This is a genomic window from Xanthomonas hortorum (assembly GCF_040279205.1).
GTDB classification, from domain to species: Bacteria; Pseudomonadota; Gammaproteobacteria; order Xanthomonadales; family Xanthomonadaceae; genus Xanthomonas; species Xanthomonas hortorum_F.
The window spans coordinates 37,753-60,794 of sequence record NZ_JBEOLS010000013.1 but is presented as its reverse complement, the minus strand read 5'-3'; the positions used below and the strand labels follow the sequence as shown (position 1 = coordinate 60,794).

Annotated in this window: 10 protein-coding genes and 1 other RNA gene; 2 read left to right on the top strand and 9 right to left on the bottom strand. The window is 66.5% G+C overall.

All coding sequences use genetic code 11. The annotated features are described in order from the left end of the window. Positions 1-127: 127 nt before the first annotated feature. Both ABS769_RS07895 and ABS769_RS07890 read right to left on the bottom strand, forming a co-directional pair. Entirely contained in the window at positions 128-2,011 is a 1,884-nt protein-coding gene (locus tag ABS769_RS07895) for a S8 family serine peptidase (protein WP_317060108.1), read from the bottom strand. Positions 2,012-2,239: 228 nt separating this feature from the next. Beyond that, positions 2,240-8,800 (bottom strand): ESPR-type extended signal peptide-containing protein, encoded by a 6,561-nt coding sequence (locus ABS769_RS07890; RefSeq protein WP_317059982.1) that lies wholly within the window; start codon positions 8,798-8,800, stop codon positions 2,240-2,242. 178 nt (positions 8,801-8,978) lie between these two features. Here ABS769_RS07890 and ABS769_RS07885 point away from each other — a divergent pair, with 178 nt between their 5' ends. Beyond that, positions 8,979-9,308, top strand: coding sequence for a hypothetical protein (locus tag ABS769_RS07885; protein WP_317059985.1), 330 nt, complete (start codon positions 8,979-8,981; stop codon positions 9,306-9,308). 33 nt (positions 9,309-9,341) lie between these two features. On the opposite strand, the gene ABS769_RS07880 is transcribed toward ABS769_RS07885, so the two are convergent. The 6 genes from ABS769_RS07880 to xerD form a co-directional block, all read right to left on the bottom strand. Continuing rightward, on the bottom strand, positions 9,342-11,126 hold the full coding sequence (locus ABS769_RS07880) for a S8 family peptidase (RefSeq protein WP_430544115.1): 1,785 nt from the start codon (positions 11,124-11,126) through the stop codon (positions 9,342-9,344). A gap of 192 nt (positions 11,127-11,318) precedes the next feature. Further along, complete coding sequence (locus tag ABS769_RS07875; protein WP_317059989.1) at positions 11,319-11,753, bottom strand: YadA-like family protein; 435 nt, start codon at positions 11,751-11,753, stop codon at positions 11,319-11,321. Continuing rightward, the gene (locus ABS769_RS07870; protein WP_434801682.1) at positions 11,728-15,195 is read right to left on the bottom strand and encodes a hypothetical protein; all 3,468 of its coding nucleotides are present in this window, start codon (positions 15,193-15,195) and stop codon (positions 11,728-11,730) included. Before ABS769_RS07870 ends, ABS769_RS07875 begins: the two co-directional genes overlap by 26 nt. Before the next feature lie 862 nt (positions 15,196-16,057). Then, positions 16,058-20,110, bottom strand: a complete 4,053-nt coding sequence (purL, locus tag ABS769_RS07865; protein ID WP_317059991.1) for a phosphoribosylformylglycinamidine synthase — start codon at positions 20,108-20,110, stop codon at positions 16,058-16,060. Positions 20,111-20,328: 218 nt separating this feature from the next. Next, on the bottom strand, positions 20,329-21,126 hold the full coding sequence (locus ABS769_RS07860) for a DsbC family protein (RefSeq protein ID WP_317059993.1): 798 nt from the start codon (positions 21,124-21,126) through the stop codon (positions 20,329-20,331). Positions 21,127-21,330: 204 nt separating this feature from the next. Further along, positions 21,331-22,302 carry a site-specific tyrosine recombinase XerD gene (gene xerD / locus ABS769_RS07855; RefSeq protein ID WP_317059995.1) on the bottom strand — a complete coding sequence of 324 codons (972 nt, stop codon included), beginning with the start codon at positions 22,300-22,302 and terminating at the stop codon, positions 21,331-21,333. A gap of 98 nt (positions 22,303-22,400) precedes the next feature. Between xerD and ABS769_RS07850 the strand changes: the two genes are divergently transcribed. Continuing rightward, positions 22,401-22,868, top strand: coding sequence for an RDD family protein (locus ABS769_RS07850; RefSeq protein ID WP_317059996.1), 468 nt, complete (start codon positions 22,401-22,403; stop codon positions 22,866-22,868). 66 nt (positions 22,869-22,934) lie between these two features. On the opposite strand, the gene ABS769_RS07845 is transcribed toward ABS769_RS07850, so the two are convergent. Continuing rightward, a non-coding RNA gene (locus ABS769_RS07845) (sX9 sRNA) lies at positions 22,935-23,010 on the bottom strand. Positions 23,011-23,042 lie beyond the last annotated feature (32 nt).

The window sequence follows — 23,042 nt, the reverse complement described above, 5'->3', positions numbered from 1 at the left end:
TCGTCTCCACTGGTTCGGCGCCGACTGTAGCAGTTTGCCGCGACGATCAACCGCACCCATCTGAATCGCCCTGAAAAACGATGCCCCCGGTGATTGGCCGGGGGCATCGGTCACACTATTTCACCGCTTACTGTCGTGCAACGAGCGTCAGCTTCGCGTAGTCCTTCGCACCGACCAGCTTGATGTAGTAGGTGCCTGCCTTGGGTGCAGTGAAACGCACGGTTTCGCTGTTGCCCGGGCGGGTCGACTTGGCATCGTAGGAGGTAGCGGTGGGCTCGGCTTCGAAGCTCACGTACACCGACACATCGCCGGTGCCGCCGTAGGTCATGAAGCTGAGCACGGCGCCGGCCTTGGCGTCGAAGCTGTACAGCGTGGAGCTGCCGGCAGCGCCGCTCAGCCCAGCCAACGGCGCCTTGTTGGTCAGCGCGATGGCGGTCGGTGCGCAGCTCTCGGTGGCCGGGTCGCAGGGTTCCACCAGCACTGCTTCCAGCGCGGCCTTGGCATCGACGATGCCGCTGCCGATCGGGGTGCTGGCCGGCGGGGTCACCGGGAAGCGACGGCTGGTCTGCTTGAGCAGGGTTTCCACCGCGGCCGGGGTCAGCGGGCCATCGCCCAGACCGATCGACGCGCTCTGCACCAGCGCCACGACGCCGGCGACATGCGGGGACGCCATCGAGGTGCCACCTAGGCCCATATAGGTATAGGTGCCCGAGGTCGGCGTCGTCGCACCGGTGTAGCCGGCCTGCCAGATGTAGCCGCCCGGATTGCCGTCCACGCTACCGCCGCCGCCCGGACCCGATAGGTCGACCTTGCTGCCGTAGTTGGAGTAGTAGGTGATGCCGCCGGTGATGCGCGTGGCGCCCACTGTGATCGTGTTGTTGCAGCTGGCCGGCGAATGGTTGGCCGCATCTTCGCCGCTGTTGCCGGCCGCCACCACCACGGTGGTGCCGCGCGACACCGCGCCGTTGATCGCCACCTGGGTGGCCGGATCGCAGGGTTCGCCACCACCCAGGCTCATGTTGATGACTTCGGCCGGGTTGGTGTTGGCCGGCACGCCATCCACCGAACCGCCGGAGGCCCACACGATCGCATCGGCGATGTCGGAGGTGTAGCCGCCGCAACGGCCGAGCACGCGCACCGGCAGGATGGTCGCCTTCGGCGCCACGCCCGCCATGCCTATTCCGTTATTGGTCGCCTCGGCCACGGTGCCCGAGACATGGGTGCCGTGCCAGGAGCTTTCCTGTGCCACCGAGCCGTCGTAGCAGACGTTGTCGGCTTCTTCCCAGTCGCCGTAATCCAGCGCGCCGGGCACGCGGGCATCGGTCGGGCGACGCGAGACTTCGGCATCGGTGATGAAGTCGTAACCCTGCAGCAGGTTACCGGCAAAATCCGGATGGCCCGGCAGGATGCCGGTATCCAGCACCGCCACCACCACGCCGGCACCCTGCGAGAGGTCCCATGCGGCCGGCGCGTTGATGCCGCCGTTGGGGTGGCTCAGGTGCCACTGGTACTGCGCGTACAGCGGGTCGTTGGGCACCAGTTGCGGGCTCAAATCGGTCGCTGCCAGGCTCTTCTTGATTTCGACCGGACGCAGCATGCGATCAATCTGCACGTCGGCCACGGACGGGTCGTTCTTGAGCTCGACCACCACCTTGTCCACCTGTGCGGCGGTCAGCGTACTGGAGAGCTTGATCAGGTCCGAGCCGATGCCGAGCTTGCGCACATACGTCGCCTTGGCGGCGGCTGCGCTGGCGCGTGCGCCGCTGCTCGCACCGACGCGGCCGACAGCGGCCTGCACGGCGCCGAGCTTGCTGGCACGATCGGTCGCAGCGGCAGTGTTGTCCTTGTAGCGCACGATCAGGCGGCTACTGAATGCGTCGCCGGCCGCTGCTGCCTGGGTCGGTTCCTTGACCAGCAGTTGCGGGGCGGCAGCGAGGGTGCCCGATGCACCAAGCGCCATCATCAGGATGGCGCCAGTCAGCGGGTTGAAACGGAAATTCTTGTCGATCACGGTGAAGTCCTCTTCGTGTGTTTCGTCAGTCAAGTCAGGCTTGGAACGACCCTCGAAACTGCTGCGCAACCGCGGACGGCACGCTGCGTTTCGTCAGCCACTCCTGGTACGGCCATCACTCCATGCGAATCCGTTGGCCGGCCCAGCCACGGTCCTTACCCGCCCCCTCAGGCCTTGCTCTACCGCAGCGGCGCAACTCGGCGCCGCTGCGTTTCATGCAGCAGCGCGTTACCAGCCGAAACCAGCACCCACGCCGATCGAGCTGTCGTCGCCGCTGAGTGCGCCGCCAACCGTCACCGTGGCGCGCGGGCTGATCGCACGCTGATACCCCACTGACAACGCCGACTCGCCGTTCTGGAAACCGACGCCGGCACCGACGCGGTTTTGCGAGGCGATACCTGCCACGCTGGCGGACATGTTCAACATCGCCGAGCTCATGGCGCCCTGACGATCCAGACGGCGGTTCTGCCGACGCAGGCGGTCTTCGATATCGCCCTGGTAGGTCTCGAAGCTGTCGGCCATCGCGCTGTAGCGGCTGTCGGTGTAGCTGTTGGCCGCGGCAACGCCGTTGTCCAGCTGGCCCTTGTTGACCGCATCGGTGGCACGCGTACCGGCCGCCACATTGGCCACCTGACGCTCACCGCCGACGCTGCCCACCGACACCGTGTTGGCACGATCGGCAACCGACCCCTGACCCAGCGCGACCGCACCTTGCGCACTGGCACGTGCGCCCTGTCCGATCGCCGTGCCGGAGGCTGCACTGACCTGCGCGCCTTCGCCCATCGCCACCGCATTGGTCGCCACCGCGGCAATCTGCGTATTGGCGCCGACCGCGGTGCTGCCATCGGCATTGACGCGTGCGTTGCTGCCGATCGCGGTGTCGTTGGGGCCATGCGCATACGCGCTGCCGCCGATCGCCGTGCCGGTCACGTGGTTGGCCACTGCGGCCGTGCCCACGGCGGTGGACGTTGCAGCCGGGGTGACGCTGCCGACCACTGCGGCGGTCGGCGTGCCCTGCACGCTTGCGCCGGTATCGGCAACGGCGTTGCTCGATGCGCTCACTGCGCTCGCAGCCACTGCAGGCACCCCTGCAGTGCGCAGCGACAGCGTGCGTGCCGCGGTGCTGGCTGTTGCGGTACCACCGCGTGCATCCAGCTCGGTGACCTTGCTGTCCAACGCGGTCAATGCCGCACCGACATTGTTGTAGCTGGCACCCTGGATCACGTAGGTCGGCGCGACGAACACGCCCTGCGCACCGATCGCTGCACCACCGCCGAGGAAGCTGGCGGCATTGCTCAACGACTGGAACAGCTGGCCGCCGTTGATCGCATCGGTACTGGCACCGGCAATCGCACCATTGCCGACGTTGACGATGCGGCGCGTGGCCGGGCCGCCGCGGCCATCGCCGCTACCCACCGAGACCACGTTGGCATCGTAGGTACGCGAGCCTGAGCCCAACGCCACCGAGTCGGCACCACTGGCACCGGCATTGGCACCCAGCGCCACCGCATTGGCACCGCTCTGGCGCACGAAGGAGTTGTAGCCCAACGCCACACCGTTTTCGCCGATGGAATTGGTCTGCCGGCCCATCGCGGTGCTGTTCAAGCCGCTGGCGCTGCTGTCCACGCCCATGGCGCTGGCGCCGGTGGCCGAGGCGCGGCTGCCGGAGGCGATCGCCACGCTGCGTGCGCCGCTGGCGGTTGCACCGGCGCCCGCTGCAGTGGCGCGATCACCGGTTGCGCTGGCCACCCCTTCACCGGTGGTTTGCACCATGCCGTTGGTGGTCTGCACATCGGCCGCCAGGGCATCCAGCTGGCCCTTGTTGACCGCATCGGTCGCCGCCTGGCCGTCGCTGACATTGACGATGCGACGCGTGGCCGGACCGCCGCGGCCATTGCCGCTGCCGATCGACACCGTGTCGGCTTCGTAGGTGCGCGAGCCCGAACCCAGCGCCACCGAATCGGCACCGGTCGCACCGGCGTTGGCACCGAGGGCCACACCATTGACCGCGCTCTGGCGCACGAACGAGTTGTAGCCGACCGACACCGCGTTCTCGCCGATCACGTTGACCTGACGACCGACACCGGTGCTGTTGATGCCGGTTGCCGATGCATCCACACCGACCACGCTGGCGCCGACCGCATCGGCGCGGCTGCCGCCACCCAGGGCCAGCGTATTGTCGGCAAGGGCCGCCGCGCTCTGACCGAGCGCGGTGGCATTGACGCCGTCGGCATACGAATTCCAGCCGATGGCGGTGGTGTAGTCGGCCGTGGCCCACGCGCCCGCACCGAATGCAGCAGCGCCGGTGCCGGAGGCACGCGCCGGGATGAAGCCGAAGAACGTGCTGCCGCCGACGGCCACGCTTTCTTCGCCGGTGGCTTCGCTGAATTCGCCCACGGCCACTGCACTTGCGCCGGAGGCCAGTGCGGCGGCACCCACGGCGGTGCTGTAGTCGCTGGACGCCACCGCACCATAGCCCAGCGCCGACGACAGCCTGCCGCTGGATTCGCTGTAGCCACCGAAGGCGGCGCTGCCGACATTGGAGGCAGTGCTGCGGAAACCGGCCGCGGTGGCCTGGTTGTCCGATGCCACCGCTTCGCTGCCGAGCGCGGTCGCATAGGTCGAAATCGCCTGCGCGCCGGCACCGTTTGCGCTGGCGCCGACATCGCTGGCCAGGGCATTGCTGCCGACGGCGCTGCTGTTTTCGCCGGTGGCCTGGGCGTTGTTGCCCACCGCCGCTGCGCCGGTTCCGCTGGCCAGCGCACTCACGCCAACCGCCGTTGCGTTATCGACCACCGCCTGCGCACCGGCCCCCAACGCCGTGGCGCCGGTACCGGTGGCATTGGCGCCCTCGCCTGCGGCCAGGGCGTTGTCGCCCTCGACGTAGGCACCGGCATCGCTGTCATCGCTGCCGCTGGCCTGGAAGTACTTGCTGGTGGATTGTGCGGTTTCGGCAACGGCGTTGAGCTGATCCAGATTCACCGCGTCGGTGCCCTGCGTACCGGCGGCCACGTTGGTGATCTGACGCTCGTTGCCGGCGCTGCCCACCGAGACCGCAAAATCGCGATCGGCCACCGAATCGGCACCCAGTGCCACGCTGCTTTCGCCGGTGGATTCGGCAAAATTGCCCAGCGCAGTGCTGTTGAGGCCCGGCGCCCATGCGGCGCCGCCGAGTGCGGTGGAGAAGTCGCCGGACGCTTCGGTCGGCAACAAGCCGAGCAATGCGCCACCGACCGACACGCTGTTGTAGCCGCTGGCCACACTGCCCTGGCCGGCCGCCAGACTGTAGGTGCCCGATGCGGTTGCATCGCCACCCACCGCCACACTGCTGGAGCCGCTGGCGGTGCTGAAATTACCCAGCGCGGTGCTGTTGAAACCGGTCGCGCTGGAATAGCCGCCCAGTGCGGTGGAGTAATTGGCGCTGGCCTCGGCGCCGAAGCCGAAGGCGGCCGCGCTGGTGCCATCGGCAATGCTTTCCGCGCCGACTGCCGTGGCCGAGTCGCCACTGGCGCTGGCGAAATAACCCAGCGCCGTGGTTTCACTGCCATCGGCAACGCTCAACGCACCGGCCGCCAGCGATCCATCGCCAGACGCATCTGCCGCTGCACCCAACGCGGTGCTCTGCGCACCCGCTGCTGCACTCTCGCCGCCCACCGCTACCGCATAGTCGCCGCTGGCCTGGCTGTAGGCACCGCTGGACACGCTGCCAAACCCGCTGGCCGCCGCGTTATAGCCCGATGCACTGGCAAACTGCGCAGTGGCGCTGGCGCCGCTGCCCACTGCCAATGCACCGGTACCGATCGCCTGGCTGCTGGAGCCGAACGCGCTGCTGTAATCGCCCTCGGCAGTGGCGTTGGAACCGGCAGCGGTGGCGTCTTCGCCCTGCGCATCGGCCGTGCCGGCGCCGGTGCCGGTGTACAGACGCGCGGTGGTTTCCGCGGTTTCACCGACCGCGTTGAGCTGGTCCAGGTTCACCGCATCGGTGCCCTCGGTACCGGCGGCGACATTGGTGATCTGGCGTTCGCCACCGGCGTTGCCTACCGACACCGTGTTGGCGCGATCGGCGACCGCACCTGCACCCAGCGCCACACTGTTGTCGGCAGACGCGAGGGCGCCGTTGCCGATGCTCACGCTCTGCGTGCCCTCAGCGATGGCTTCCCACCCCAATGCAATGCTGTTATCGGCAAAGGCGTCGGATTCACCGCCAATGGAGATCGCATGGCGGCCGTAAGCGTTGGCATAGGTACCGGCTGCGAGCGATCCAGTATCGGCTGCAAATGCATTCGGGCCCAAGGCAGTGCTGTCGTCGCCGTAGGCCAGACTTTCGGTACCGATTGCCGTTGCGCCATTCCCCCACGCCACACTGGCAAAGCCCAGCGCGGTCGATGCAGTGCCGTTGCCGATGCTTTCGTAACCGATCGCGGTCGCGCCACGCCCATTGGCGGTGCTGGTACCGCCGACAGCAGTCCCGAAATAACCCGAGGCATTGCTGTCGGCGCCAAGCGCGGTGGCGTAATCGTCGCCGGCGCTGCTGTTGAAACCGACTGCGGTGGCATTGGCGATGCTGGCGTTGGCGTTGTTGCCGATCGCAGTGGTGCCCAACGCAGACGCCTGACTGCTCGAACCAAGCGCAACGCTGTCATCGCCCGACGCATTGCTGGATCCGCCCAGCGCGACAGTGCGCTCACCGAAAGCACTGCTGCCAGCACCAATGGCGGTGGATGCGGTACCGCCGGCAGCGGCATTGGAACCGAACGCAGCGCTGTCCTCGCCGAACGCCACGCTCGCTCCGCCGACCGCGGTGCTGGTGTCGCCAAACGCCACGCTCCCCGCACCCAGCGCGGTGGAATCGGCACCATTGGCGATGCTCTCGTAACCGAGCGCGGTGGCGCCGCTGCCGGTTGCCAGACTGGCGCCGCCAATCGCCGTGCCGAACTCGCCCGATGCGCTGCTGTCAGCACCGAGCGCAGTGGCGTAATCGGCCACTGCAGTGCTGTTGAAACCGAGCGCGGTTGCATTGTCGACAGCAGCGATCGCGCCGCTACCGATCGCAGTGGTGCCCTGCGCCGTTGCGGAGCTGGTCGAACCGAATGCAGCGCTGTAGTCGCCGGTTGCCGATGCATTGGAACCGGCCGCAACGCTGTCGATGCCTTCGGCAATCGCGGTGCCGTCACCCGTGGCGACGAACGTGCGCGCAGTGGTATCGGCAACCTCGGACACGGCAGTGAGCTGATCGAGATTCACCGCATCGGTGCCTTCGGTGCCGGCAGCGACGCTGGTGATCTGCCGCTCATCGCCGGCCGCGCCGACCGACACGGTATTGGCGCGCGTGGCGACCGAGTTGGCGCCCAACGCAACCGAGTTGGCGCCGCGTGCGGTGCTGTAATAGCCCAGCGCCGTGCTCAATTCACCGCTGGCCCAGGATTCCGGGCCAACCGCAGTGGCGCCTTCACCAGGTGCGTAGGCGAAGTAACCCACCGCCGTGGCTTCGGTGCCGGAGGCTTCGCTGAGCGTGCCCACCGCCGTGGTGTAGGTGCCCGACGCGATCGCACCGGCGCCGAGCGCGGTGGATGCTTCGCCACTGGCCTGGGTCTGTACGAAGAAACCCAGGCCCGGAATCAGATCGACCGGACCACCGACCGCAGTGCTGCTGGTACCGCTGGCGCTGGTCTGCGTGCCCACCGCGGTGGCGTAATCGCCGGCCGCATTGGCAACCGCACCGAACGCGGAGGATTGCGCACCGGCGGCATACGCACCGACGCCGAACGACGATGCAGCAAATCCATCGGCATTGGCGCTGGCGCCGACCGCGGTTCCGCCGACGCCGGCGCTGGTGGCGCCGGTTTCCACCGGCACCCCGCCGTTGGTGATCAGCGGCTGGCCATCTTCGTCCACCGCAGCGCCGCCAACGGCCACGCTGCCCGGGCCATTGGCCTGTGCGTTATGGCCGAATGCTGCGCTGTTCTGCCCGGAGGCGAGCGCATTGGCGCCAACAGCGGTGGCGTTGTCGGCCACGGCATTGGCACCGGTTCCCAGCGCGGTTGTCGCCGTGCCCACCGCATTGGCCGCATCGCCGGCAGCCAGTGCGCTGTCGCCTTCGACATACGCGCCGACGCTGTCTTCGCCCGGGGTTGCCTTGAAGAACGTTGCGGTGTCGTCGGCCACATCGGCCACGTCCTGCAATTGCGCCAGGTTGACCGCGTCGGTGGCGTTGACGCCGGCGCTGACATTGGTGATGCGGCGCGTGGCCGGGCCGCCGCGGCCATTGCCGCTGCCCACCGACACCACATCGTCTTCGTGGGTACGCGAGCCTGCGCCCAGCGCCACCGAGTTGGCACCGGTCACGCCGGCATTGGCGCCGAGCGCCACGCCGTTTTCGCCGCTCTGGCGCACGAAACTGTTGTAGCCGATGGCCACCGCGTTCTCGCCGATGGCATTAGTCTGGCGCCCGATCGCGCTGCTGTTCACACCGCTGGCGCTGCTATCGGCGCCGGCTGCCACTGCGCCGGTGGCGCTTGCATGGCTGTTGCTGCCGATGGCGGTGGTCCTGGTGGCGGATGCCGCTGCGCCGTCGCCGACTTCGACCGACTGCGCCATCGCGGAAAGAGGAATTGCGATCCCGGCGCTACCCAGCGCCAGAGCGATCGCGGCGACCAGGCAACGGCTCTGGCGGCGGTCGATGAATGCGGCAGTGGTCACTGCTCCCGGGCTATCACCGCTGGCCAGTTCCGATGCCACGGCCCACACGCCCAACGCTTTGTTCCAAACCTTGCGATAAATCCGATTCATCGACGCACGACTCCTGAAGTTGGGACTGGTTTGTTGGCGAACACCCACCATCGAACGGCCTTCCAGCCATGCGATTCCCCTGGTGATTGGCGCCATGTGCCTAACGGCGGTGGGCGGCTTTCGCCTGCACCCTGGATAGTCAAAAAGTGAACGCTACCCAACCATAGAACTGAGCGAAGTGTTAACAGCGCTCAAATCGGGCGTCAAGTTTTTGACGAAAAGCGAAGTTAAGTGTGTTTTTCATCACACTTCTGTTTGCTTTTATTATTTTTTTGATAAATCTTTGGAAAACAGCGACCTAGATCGTGTCTCGCAAGACATTTCTAAGCTGAATACGCATGTCCAAAGCAGACAAAAAAGCCCGCTGGCGGGTCGCCAGCAGGCTTGGTTGCGCAAAAATCAGATGCGAATGCGTCAGCGGGCAGACCAGCGCTCCCCACGCTGGCAAACCGGTGCCACGCAGGCGCGGTACCGGCCACTTCTCAGCTGGATTGCGCCAGGGAAATGACGGAATGCAGCCGGTACGCCCTGATGCGTCAGATCACTGACGCGCCAGCAGGCTCACCCCGTCGAATTCGGTACCGTCGAGCTTGAGGATGTAGGTGCCGGCGCGCGGCGCGGTGAAGCGCACGGTCTGGCTGGTGCCACTGCGCGTGGACGCACCGTCGTTGTCGGTGGCGCTGGGCTCACGCCCGAACGCCACGTACAACCCTGCCTGCCCGCTGCCACCGAAGCTGATGAAACTCAGCACCGCACCCGCGCTCGCTTCGAAGGTGAATACCCCACTGTCGCCGGCCAGGTTGGACAGCCCGCGCTCGGGCACGCTGTTGCGCAGGGGTTGCGCATCCACCTGGCAACCCACGTCTCCTGCGTCGCAACGGCGCAGCGCGCGATCGATGGCAGCCCCCGCATCCACGATGCCGGTACCGGCCGGCGTAGCAAGCGGCAACTGCACCGGGAACGCACGCGCACTGCGCTTGAGCAGGCGCTCCAGTGCGGCCGGTGTCAGCGGCGCTTTGCCGTCGGCGATCAACGCGCTTTGCACCAGCGCCGTAGTGCCGGCCACATGTGGCGACGCCATCGAGGTTCCGGCAAATCCTGGGCCGATATAGGCGAATTGACCGGAGGTGGGCGTGGTTTTCCCGGTGTAACCGGTCTGCCAGATCCAGCTGCCGATCGGGCCGTCGTACAAGGTGTCGGTTGCCAGATCGCGCGCGCCGCCGCCGGGTGCGGCCAGATCGATCAAGCTGCCGAAGTTGCTGTAGTACGCCAGGCCACCGGTCAGGCGGGTGGCCGCCACCGACACCACGTTGGCGCAGTTGGCAGGTACTGCGCTGGAGACGTCGGAGCCATCGTTGCCGGCCGCCACCACCACCGTGGTGCCGCGCGACACCGCAGCATTGATCGCCGCCTGGGTGACCGAATCGCAAGGCCCGAAGCCACCCAGGCTCATGTTGATGATTTCGGCCGGGTCGCGATTGTCCGGCACGCCCTCCACATGGCCGCCGGAGGCCCACACGATGGCGTCGGTGATGTCCGAAGACGAACCGCCGCAATGGCCGAGCACGCGCACCGGCAGCACCTTGGCTTTGTAGGCCACACCGGCACCGCCAATGGCGTTGCCGGTGGCTTCGGCAATCGTGCCGGCCACATGCGTGCCGTGCCAGGAACTGTCACGAGCGGCTGAAAAAATTCCGCATTCGCCGTCGGTTGCTTCCCAATCGCCGTAATCCAGCGCACCCGGCACACGTGCATTGGTGGGGCGGCGCGAGACACCGCTGTCGCTGATGAAGTCGTAGCCCTGCAGCAAATTGCCGGCCAGATCCGGGTGCCCCGGCAAGATGCCGGTGTCGATCACCGCCACCACCACGCCTTCGCCTTGGGCAGTGGCCCAGGCTGCCGGCGCGTCGATGCCGCCCACCGGATCGGTGAGATGCCATTGATTGGTCGCCAGCAGCGGGTCGTTGGGCAAGCTGCCGCCGCTGCTCTGCAACGGATACATGCGTACGTCGATCTGCGCGTATTCCACCGCAGGATCGGCCTGCAGTTCGCGCACCAGGCGGTCGGCGTCGCTGCGGCTGAGTTGTGCGGGCAGCTTGATCAACTCACTGCCCACTGCCAATGTGCGCACATACGTGGGCACGGCCGCCTTGCCGCTGCGTGCCGCCGGTGCCAACTGCACTGCTGCGCGCGATGCCGCTGCAGTGATCGTGGCCACCGATGCATTGCCAACGCTGCGTGCAGTCACTTTGCCGCTGCGGTATTTGACGATGATGCCGTCGACCGGCGCATCGCGCCTGGCTTGCTGGCGTTGCGCAGTGCTCACACTGGAATCCAACGTGGCGGCAGTGGCAATGCCGCTACCGAGCGAAAAGACCGCGCTGCAGGCGATGGCAAGAGTCCGGGAGCGATGGTTATGAATCACGATGAAGTCCTCTTCAAGATGAAATGCAACAACGAATGAGTGAGCACGCAGTTGCCGCACACGCAGCCGCTGCGAGATGCAATGCAATGCGCGTTACCAGCCGAAACCAGCACCCACGCCGATCGAGCTGTCGTCGCCGCTGAGTGCGCCGCCAACCGTCACCGTGGCGCGCGGGCTGATAGCACGCTGATACCCCACCGACAACGCCGATTCGCCGTTCTGGAAACCGACGCCGGCACCGACGCGGTTTTGCGAGGCGATACCGGCCACGCTGGCAGACATGTTCAACATCGCCGAACTCATCGCGCCCTGACGATCCAGACGGCGGTTCTGTCGACGCAGGCGGTCTTCGATATCGCCCTGGTAGCTTTCGAAGCTGTCGGCCATCGCGCTGTAGCGGCTGTCGGTGTAGCTGTTGGCAGCGGCAACACCGTTGTCCAGCTGGCCCTTGTTGACCGCATCGGTGGCACGCGTACCGGCCGCCACATTGGCCACCTGGCGCTCACCGCCGACGCTGCCCACCGACACTGCCCACCGACACCGTGTTGGCACGATCGGCGACCGAACCCTGGCCGAGTGCAACTGCACCCTGTGCACTGGCACGTGCGCCCTGGCCAATCGCCGTGCCCGACGCCGCACTGACCTGCGCACCTTCGCCCATCGCCACCGCATTGGTGGCCACCGCCGCAATCTGCGTGTTGGCGCCCACCGCCGTGCTGCCATCGGCATTGACGCGTGCATTGCTGCCGATCGCGGTGTCGTTGGGGCCATGCGCATACGCGCTGCCGCCGATGGCAGTACCGGTCACATGGTTGGCCACGGCCGCCGTGCCCACTGCAGTGGACGTGGCGGCCGGCGTGATGCTGCCGACCACTGCTGCGGTCGGCGTGCCTCGTACGCCATCGCTTGCGGCAGGCCCGCTTGCCGTTGCAGTCGCTGAAGACAGCGCGCTGTCGGTTGTCAGGTCGGCAGCCATCAGCGTCGACTGCACGCCATCGTCTATCGCCGCATCTTCAAGACTGCTGGCGGCTGTCGGGGTTTGCGCAACTGGTGCAACCGTCGTCGCCGTTGCTGTCGCCCGTGCGACGCGCGCAGCGGAGGAACGTGCGGCAACGCCCGTTGTCGCCGTCGCGTTACGCGCATCCAGCTCGCTGACCTTGCTATCCAACGCCGTCAATGCCGCACCGACGTTGCTGTAACTGCTGCCCTGGATCACATAGGTCGGCGCAACGAACACGCCTTGCGCGCCGATCGCTGCACCACCGCCGAGGAAGCTGGCCGCGTTGCTCAAGGCACCGAACAACTGCCCACCGTTGATCGCATCGCTGCTGCCGTTGGCGATTGCACCAGCACCCACATTGACGATGCGACGCGTGGCCGGACCACCACGGCCATTGCCATTTCCCACCGAGACCACGTTGGCCTCGTAGGTGCGCGAGCCCGCACCCAGGGCCACCGAATCGGCACCACTGGCACCTGCATTGGCACCGAGTGCGACCGCGTTGCTGCCGCTTTGCCGGGTAAAAGCGTTGTAGCCCATCGCCACACTGTTGTTTCCCAGTGCCGTCGATTGCACGCCCAAGGCCATTGCGGCACTGCCCGTATCACCGATGAACACGCCCACGCTGGCATCGCGCCCGATCGCGATTGCATCGGGCGCCTCGGCCCTGGCATTGGTTCCCAACGCGATATTGTCGCCAGAGAAGATCGACGTGGTGGCACCACTGCCGATCGCGATACTTCTGCTGGAGACGGCACGCGCGTCGTAGCCGACCGCAATCGCCTCGGCGCCCTCGGAAGACGACAGCGTTCCCAACGACACGGTGCGCGGCGCAAACGAGGCAGCGCTATGGCCGATCGCCACCGCGTCGGTATTGGTGTCGTTGGAGAAGACGTTGGCGTTGTAGCCCAGCGCGATGGCGTAATCGCCGTCGCTGCGCGCACCTGCGCCGATGGCAACGCCACCGACGCCGAGGGCGCCTGCAGGCCGCAAGTTGGAGCTGATCAGCGACATGCCGCCGACAGTCACACTGCGCTCGCCGGCGGCAACCGCCAGGCTGCCCACGGCCACGCTGCTCTCGCCGATGCTGGAGGCATTGAAGCCCACCGCGGTGGTCAGACTCGCGTTGGCCAGCGCACCGAAGCCGAAGGCCGAAGACGCCGAACCGCGCGCTGTCGAGAACGCGCCCACAGCGGTGGCAACATCGTCCTGCGCCCGCGCGCTGAACCCCGCCGCCATTGACTGTTCGCCACTGGCCACTGCCCCCGTGCCGACCGCAGTGGCGAAAGTGCGCGCGGCAACCGCCCCGCTCCCCAGCGCCACGGCACCGCGCGCCTGTGCCAGGGTGGCCTGTTCCTGCGCGCCCACGATCGAGCCAGAGGCGTCGAACACCGGCACAGAGGCAACACCGCCCACCGCCACCGCCGATGCATCGGCCGCGCTGGCGTTGTGCCCGACAGCGACCGTATCGCGGCCCAGCGCCAGACTGCCCGAGCCCAGCGCATTGGCGCCATCGCCGATCGCGTTGCTTGCGCTCCCCAACGCGAGCGAATTGAGGCCGTCCACATAGGCAGCGGTTTCATCCTCATCGGTTTTGCCAATCGCCAGCGTGCTGTCGAGACGGTCGGCCACGGCACGCACGCTGTCGAGCTGGGCGACATTGACCGCATCGTTGGCCTCGGTGCCTGCCGCAACGCTGGTGATCTGACGCGTCAGCCCCGCCTGCACATCGCCAACCGAGACCGTGTTGCTGCGGTACGCGTAGGAACGCGCACCCAACGCCACGGCGCTGGCGGCCGAACGATTCCACGCATCGTCAACCCAGTCACCCACACGTGCGCCATAACCAATCGCCACCGCATCGGTGCCATTGGTCTGTGCATCCGCACCGATCGCGGTGTTGTTGCCGTTGAACCACGAGGTGCTGGCACGCGCACCCAGCGCGATGCTGTTCTCGGCATAGGCCACGCTATCGTGCCCCACCGCCACCGAACCATCGCCGCTCGCCAACGAAAACCCACCCAGCGACACCGTGCCAGGCGCAAACGAACCGGCGCTGTGCCCGATGGCCACCGAATCGGTGTTGCCTGGCTGATTGGGAAAGATGTTGGAATCGTAGCCAATGGCAATCGCATAATCGGACTGGCTCTGCGCCCCTGCGCCCAGCGCGATGCCGCCTGTTCCGGTGGCGGCGGTGATCGAACCGAAGTTACTGATGCCACCGACCACCACGCTCTGCACGCCGCTGGCCAATGCGGTATCGCCGACCGCGATACTGCTGCTACCTTCGCTGCGCGCTCTATAACCGAAAGCGGTGGATGCATCTCCACTGGCACGCGACAAATAGCCGCCTGCGCTGGAGAGGAATCCACTGGCAGTGGACAAACCGCCGATCGCAGTGGCCCCATCGTCGAACGTCTGCGCGCGGTACCCCAGTGCCGTGCTCTGCACGCCGTCAGCACCAGCACCACTGCCCAACGCCGTGGAAAACGGATCGCTGGCCAGCGCACCACCACCGATGGCGGTAGAACCCACACCGGATGCCTGCGCGGCTTGTTCGCGTTGCCCGATGACAAAACCGGACGCGTCGTAATCGTAGACCGTTGCAACGCCGCCAATGGCGGTAGCCGATTCTCCTGCAGCCGAGGCGTTATGCCCGATCGCCGTCGCATCGCGCTCCAGTGCCAGGCTTCCGCCGCCGAATGCGCTGGTTCCATCGCCCAGGGCATTGCTTGCGTTGCCCAGCGCCAGGGCGTCCTGACCCTCTGCGAACGCCGGCACATCCGTCTCGGCGTTTGGTGTGGCCGAGGTCTGCGTGGTCGCGGCTGCGGGATCTGCATTACCGGCCGCTGTTGCAGTCCCGGTGTCGCAATGTTGCTGACCGTTGGCCACCGCGCAGCGCGTGATCGCAGTCGCTTGCGGGGATGCGGCCTCGGCAACTCCGGCCATGCCGACGAGTACCAGCATCATCGCCGCCGCCAGCCCACCGCTCGCTTGTAGATGCACTCGACTGAAGGGTGGGTTTATCAAATCGCAGACAAGTCGCGCCGTTCGGTGATGAGCACACTGCTCACCACCGGCATTCAATTGAATTCGCTTCATTAACGCCTTACTCCCCATTGGCCTGTTATGTAGAAACCGACCACCGCACGACTGCGTCGCACGGTCCCCCTGAGGTTTATCGAAAACGCACTCGCTTACCTCCTGCATCGGGAAAATCCCGCGCAAAATAATCAGCGATAGAGACGTGAATTTGCAGCGGAAACCGTGCGAATCAGAGATTCACAACGTTGGATGAATTTATTGAAAAACCAAAAATTCAGATGAGATTAACGTCACACAAGCGACATCATCGAACGCACCGACTAAATACCTAGTATTTTTTATAGTTACTTAAAGTAAACCACGTATCGATATTCAAAAAATGTAGTAGCGACGCACCCGACTGCGACGCGATCACGCGCAGCTGCAGCTGCACTGATCGGGAGTTATCAATAGCGAAGGCCATGCCTCAGCTGCAACGCACGCCGGACATGCGCAGTCCCGATGCACGGGCGCTCGATGGAATGAGGAAACCTTGCATGCGCCTGCCGCAGACAAGCCGGCTTGCATCGCTTGAAAGCGGGTCTGACCATGCGCGGCTCGATCGGCGTTCGATGCGCTCTTCCGGACGACGCGCATCGCGGGCAGGATCAAGCAACCCGCGAAAACCGCGTGCAGATGCATGCACGCAGCAGCAGAAACGACGACGGCCGTGTGCATCGCTGCACACGGCCGTCGAATGAAGCGGTTGCTTCGGGCGCTCTAACTCACACCGCAGAGCTGCACAGCATCAACCACACCACACGCGCGCATTGCGGAACATCCGCAGCCACGGCGAGTCCTCGCCCCAGTCGGCCGGGTGCCAGCTCAGGTTTGCCGTGCGCGGGGTGCGCTCGGGGTGCGGCATCAGGATGGTGGCGCGACCGTCGGTGCTAGTCAGGCCGGTGATGCCGTCCGGCGAACCGTTCGGATTGAGCGGGTACTGCGAAGCCACCGCGCCGTCGCCATCGATGAAACGCAGGGCCACACGCACGGCCGCCTGATCCACCACGGTGTCGAACTCGGCGCGCCCTTCGCCATGCGCCACCGCCACCGGAATCCGCGAGCCGGCCATGCCGCGCAGGAACAGCGACGGCGACTCCACCACTTCCAGCAACGCCGTGCGCGCTTCGAACTGCTCGCTGCGATTGCGCAGGAAACGCGGCCAATGCTCGGCACCGGGAATGATGTCCTTGAGCTGGCTGAGCATCTGGCAGCCATTGCACACGCCCAGCGCGAAGGTATCGCTGCGCGCGAAGAAGTCGGCAAACGCATCGCGCAAGGCCGACCGCTCCAGGATCGAGGTGGCCCAGCCACGTCCGGCACCCAGCACGTCGCCGTAGCTGAAACCGCCGCAGGCCGCGAAACCGGAGAACTGCGCCAGATCCACACGGCCTTCGATCAGGTCGCTCATATGCACGTCGAACGCACGGAAACCGGCGCGCTCGAAGTTGTAGGCCATCTCGATCTGCCCGTTGACGCCCTGCTCGCGCAGGATCGCCACCTTGGGCCGCGCACCGGTCGCCACGAATGGCGCGGCCACGTCCTCGGAGGGATCGAACACCAGCTTCGGACGCAATCCCGGTGCCTTGAAGTCGCGTGCCAGCGCGCGCTCTTCATCGGCACTGTCCGGGTTGTCGCGCAGTTTCTGCATGGCGTGCGTCACCGACCACCAGGCATCGAACAATGCTTCCCAACGCCACTCGGCCAGCACCCTGCCCTGCCCGCTCACGCGGATACGCGGCGCACCGGTGGGGCGTGCAATGCGCTGCGCGCATTCGGTCAAGGCATGCCGCTCGACCAGATCGGCGAACGCGGCGCGATCCTCGCTGGCGATCTGCACCACCGCACCCAGTTCTTCGTTGAACAGACTGCGGAACGCATCGTCGCCCCACGCATCGAGCGTGATATCCAGACCCTGCCGCGAGGCGAACGCCATTTCGCACAGCGCCGCAAACGCACCGCCATCGCTGCGGTCGTGATATGCCAGCAACAAGCCGCTCTCGCGCGCCGCACGGATCAGTTCGAAGAAACTCCGCAGCCGCTGCGCATCGTCCAGATCCGGCACTTCGCCACCGAAGGCCGGCAGCGCCGCATCGTCGGCATACACCTGCGCCAACACCGACCCGCCCAGGCGCTGCTTGCCGCCACCCAGCCCGATCAACCACAGCTCGCTCTCTTCGTCGCTGCGCAACAACGGCGTCAGTTGCGTGCGCACATCGCCCACCGGTGCGAACGCACTGATGATCAGCGAGACAGGTGAAACGCTCTTGTGGGCGATGGGATTGGGGATTGGGGATTGGGGATTCGTAACAGCAGAAGGCTCTAGGGTTTCGCCAATCCCAAATGCCGAATCACCAATCCCGGCTCCTTGCCACTGCGCCTGCATCGACAGCGAGTCCTTGCCCACCGGTACGCTCAATTCGAGTGCCGGGCACAGTTCCATGCCGATCGCGCGCACCGCGTCGTACAACAAGGCGTCTTCGCCGGCGTGACCGGCGGCGGCCATCCAGTTGGCCGAGAGCTTGATGCTGTCCAGCGTCTGCACCGGTGCGGCGCACAGGTTGGTGATCGCCTCGCCCACCGCCATGCGCGCCGACGCCGCAGCGTTCAACAACGCCAGCGGAGTGCGCTCGCCGATCGACATCGCTTCGCCAGCAAACGTCTCGAATCCAGCCATCGTGATCGCGCAATCGGCCAGCGGCAGCTGCCACGGCCCGATCATCTGCTCGCGCGCGGTCAAGCCGCCCACGCTGCGATCGCCGATGGTGACCAGAAAGCTCTTGGACGCCACCGTGGGATGCGCCAAGACGCGCAAACCGGCCTGCTGCAGGTCCAGCGTGGCGGTCTGCAGTACCGGCCACTGCGGCGCCGGCGGATGTACCGCATCGCGATGCATCTTCGGCGCTTTGCCGAACAGCACGTCCATCGGCAGGTCGATCGGGAGCTGGGATTGGGGATTCGGGATTGGGGATTGGTTGAAAGCAACGGCGGACCCGGCAACTGACGAATCGCTTTTGCGAATCTCCAATCCCGAATCCCCAATCCCGTCCCCAAACACGCCATACCCCACCACCAGCCTCTCCTCGGCCGTTGCCACGCCCACTGCCGCAAACGGGCAGCGTTCGCGGGCGCAGATGGCGGCGAATTCGTCCAGGCGCGCCTGCGGCACACCCAGTACATAGCGTTCCTGCGATTCGTTGCACCACAGTTCCAGCGGCGACAGCGAGGGGTCGTCGGTGAGTACGCGGCCCAGGTCGATGACGCCCCCCACGCCGGAGTCGTGCAGCAACTCGGGGATGGCGTTGGACAGGCCGCCCGCGCCCACGTCGTGGAACCAGCGGATCGGGTTGTTCGTGCCCAGCGCCACGCAGCGATCGATGACCTCCTGGCAGCGGCGCTCCATCTCCGGGTTTTCGCGCTGCACGCTGGCGAAATCCAGCGCCTCGGCGCTATCTCCGGCAGCGACCGAACTGGCGGCGCCGCCGCCCAGGCCGATCAGCATCGCCGGGCCACCCAGCACGATCACCGCATCGCCCGGCTGCAGGCGCAGCTTCTCGACCTGAGTGCGATCGATCGCACCGAGGCCGCCGGCCAGCATGATCGGCTTGTCGTAGGCGCGGGTCAGACCCTCACCTTCGGCGAGCTCGAAACTGCGGAAATAGCCGAGCAGGTTAGGCCGGCCGAATTCGTTGTTGAACGCGGCGCCGCCGAGCGGGCCCTCGAGCATGATGTCCAGCGCCGGGGCCATGCGCGGGTTCAGCGCGCGCGGCGCCTCCCACGGCTGCGGCAGGGTCGGGATGCGCAGATGCGACACCGTAAAGCCGGTCAGACCGGCCTTGGGCTTGCCGCCGCGGCCGGTGGCGCCTTCGTCGCGGATCTCGCCGCCCGCACCGGTCGCCGCGCCAGGAAACGGCGCGATCGCGGTCGGGTGGTTATGCGTTTCCACCTTGATCGCAAATGCCGACGGCACTACCGCTTCGCTGCGGTATTCGCCGCTGGCCGGATCCGGGCGATAGCGCGCGGCCGGCACGCCTTCCACCACCGCCGCGTTGTCGCTATAGGCCGACAAGGTGTGCTGCGGGGTCTGCTGGTGGGTGTGCTTGATCATGCGGAACAGCGAGCGTTCCTGCGGCTTGCCGTCGATGCTCCAGCTGGCGTTGAAGATCTTGTGCCGGCAATGCTCGGAGTTGGCCTGGGCGAACATCATCAGCTCGACGTCGGTCGGGTCGCGGCCCAGCGCGCCGAAGCGTTCGCGCAGGTAGTCGATCTCGTCCTGCGCCAGGGCCAGGCCCAGCGCGCGGTTGGCCTGCTCCAGCGCATCCAGCGCCACGTGCTGCAACTGGCCACGATCGGGCTCGTTGAACAGCGCCTCGGCGGCGGCGGCCGAACCGAGCAGCGATTGGGTCATCGGGTCGTGCAGCAGCTTGGCCACGGCGGCCTGGTCGGCGTCGTTGTCCGGCCAGCCGGCCAGATCGATGCGGGTCCCGCGCTCCACGCGCTGGATCGGTTGCCCGGCCCCGCGCACCAGTTCGGTGGCCTTGCTCGACCACGGCGACAGCGTGCCCAGACGCGGCACCACATAGCGCGAGGAGGCGTCTTCGGCGCGCGGCGCGGGCGCCGCTTCGGCCTGCAGAATCCGCTGCAAGGTGGCCTGGTCGGGCGCTTGCCCGGCCTCGACGCGGATGAAGTACACGTGCCAGGCGCCAGTGATGCGCAGCGCGGGGACGAGGGTTTGCAGGCGGGTTTCGAGCCGAGCGCGGCGGAACGGCGAAAGGGCGGAAGCGCCCTCGAGGACCATCATGTCCGGGGAACCGTGTCAGAAACGGGGCTGCAGATTGTAACGGAGGTTGAGGGGCTCAGCGCCCGGCGGAGCGTGGGCCGGTCGGTGATCGGCTGGGTAACACCCGCCCTGCAACGCAAAAGGCCGGAATGCGTGCGCATCCCGGCCTTTCTGGCAATCACGCTGGCGGTCGAAGCCACCAGCGCCGAAGCGGCATCACAACGCCGCTTGCAGAGACATCAGCGGCTTCCGCCCGCCGTGGTGACGGCGCGCTTTTCCAGCGCCTCGCGCAGCTGCGCCGGCGGCAGGTAGCCACCGAGCTGGGTGCCGTCCGGCGCAAAGATCGCCGGAGTGCCGTTGACGCCCAGGCGCTGGCCCAGCGTGTACTCCATCGACACCGGGTTCTTGCAGTCCTTGGAACTCACCGACTGACCGGACTTGGCGTTGGTCAGCGCCTGCTTGCGGTCGGCCGAGCACCACACCGCCACCATGTCCTTGTAGTCTTGGCTGCCCAGGCCCATGCGCGGGAAAGCGACGTATTCCACCGCGATGCCCTGCTTGTTCAGCTCGGCGATCTCGCTGTGCAGCTTGCGGCAGTAGCCGCACTCCACGTCGGTGAACACGGTGACCGCGTACTTCGGATTCGCCGGCGCAAACACAATGCGGTCGGCCTTGGGGATGGTTTCCAGCTGCTTGCGGCGATAGGCCAGCAGACCGGCGCTGGCGGCAAACTGCTTGTTCTGGATGTCGAACGGCTGCGCCTGCATCAGGTAGCGGCCGTCGTCGCTGACGTACAGCACCTGCCCGCCCACCACCACTTCGCGGAAACCGGGGAACGGCGCGGCGCCGATGTAGTCGGGCTTGAAGTCCGGGTCCAGCGCCTTGAGCGCCATGCTCACACGCTGATCCACATTGCCGGTGGCGGCAGGCGCGGCGGCTGGCTTGGCGCCGGCATTGCTTGCCGCAGGCTGCGACGATTGTGCGCAGGCGGTAAGACTGATCGCGCCCAGCAGCGCGGCGATGGCAAGACGATACATTCACGCATCCAGTGGAATGGGGTACCTGGATTCTCGCACAGCGCAGATGAAGCAAGGCAACGCCCGGATCAGTTTATTGGCGACACGGAGCGCCGGTTCGTTGCAGGGATCGGCGCGCGCGTCTTGGCGATTACGCATTGACCGACTCGCTGGCAGCCCCTTAAACGGCGAGATGCATCACCACCGGCCTGCCGCAGTACCCGTTTATCCGCGTGGATGATGCTTGGCATGCAGCTTTTGCAGGTGCTGGCGCGCCACCAGCGTGTAGATCTGGGTGGTCGACAACGAGCTATGGCCGAGCAGCATCTGCAGCGCGCGCAGGTCTGCGCCGTGGTTGAGCAGATGGGTGGCGAAGCTGTGGCGCAACCCGTGCGGGCTGACCGTGTCCGGGTCGATCCCGGCCACCGCCGCATAGCGTTTGACCAGCGCCCAGAACTGCTGGCGGCTGGGCGGATGACGCGCGGCGTCGATGAACAGCGGCACCTGCCCATCGACCGGCGCCACCGGCTTGTGGCTGGCCAGCAGCGGGCGCGCCTCGTGCAGATAGCGCTCCAGCCAATGCTGGGATTCCTCGCCCAACGGCACCAGCCGATCCTTGCTGCCCTTGCCGGTCACCCGCAGCACGCCCTGCCGCAGATTGACCCCCACCGCCGGCAGGTTGACCAGCTCGCTGACGCGCAGGCCGGCGGCATACATCAGCTCCAGCATGGCGCGATCGCGCAGGCCCAGCGGGCTGTCGATGTCGGGAGCGGCCAGCAGTGCTTCGATCTGACTTTCGGTCAGCGCCTTGGGCAGGCTGCGCGGCAAGTGGGGCGGATCGATCAGCGCGGTCGGGTCGTCGCTGCGCAGGCCCTCGCGCAGACACAGGCCGTAGAACGCCCGTAGCGTCGACAACAACCGCGCCGTGCTGCGTGGCGAATAGCGCGCCTCGGAGCGCCAGCGTAAATAGTCGAACACCGCAGCCCGATCGACGCCCAGCAGCCCACCGCCGGCCCCGTCGCGCCAACGCGCCAGCCCTTCCAGATCGCGCCGATAGCTGTCCAGGGTCTGCCGTGCCACCCCGTTCTCGGCCCAGAAACGATCCAGGAAGCGTTCGATGGCGGCAGCATCGGCTGCCTGCAGGGGCGGCAGCTGTTGGGCGAGTTGGCGACGTTCGGCAGGACTGCTGGCAGACATCGCAACAGCATAGAGCCTGTCGCGCAGGATCCGATCTTCAGCACGGCACTGCCGCAACGCGGCGTTGCTCGATCGCCCGTGCCGGCTATGCTCGCGGCATGACCTCGATTCCCTCGCCTCGCACTGCACGCGTCCCTGCCTTGGTCGGCTGGCGGCTGCTGGCCATGTGTTACGACGCCTGGCCGGTGCTGGCGCTATGGATGCTGATTTCCGCCGCTTTCACCCTGGGCTTCACGCTTGCCGGGCATCCCGCACGCGAAAACATCGCCCCTTTCAGCGGTTGGCAATGGCTGTTGTGGCTGTGCTGCTGGATCGCCGCCGGCATCTACGCCACGGTGAGCTGGCGGCGCGGCGGCCAGACTCTGGGCATGCGCCCATGGCGGTTGTCGCTGATCGGCCCGCAAGCCTCGTGGCGCGCGCTATGGATCCGCTATGCCGTGGGCACGTTGTCGCTGGCCCTGGGCGGACTGGGATTCTGGTGGGCGTGGGTAGATCGCGATCATTTGACGTGGCACGACCGTGCAAGTGGCACGCGGCTGCAGAGGATTCCCAAACCCAAGAAATAAGCTCGATCACGCGAAGCGCATGGCTGCCGCCACGAGCCACTGATGCAGCGCGGCGCGACCAAGAATCGCTGACACAACATAGCGAGCGGTCGTCAGGTGGATGTTTAAGCCGTAGAGCAAGCGCAGTGCATGCGTAGTACATGCCGATCCCGAGCACCGGCAGCGCCACCTGGC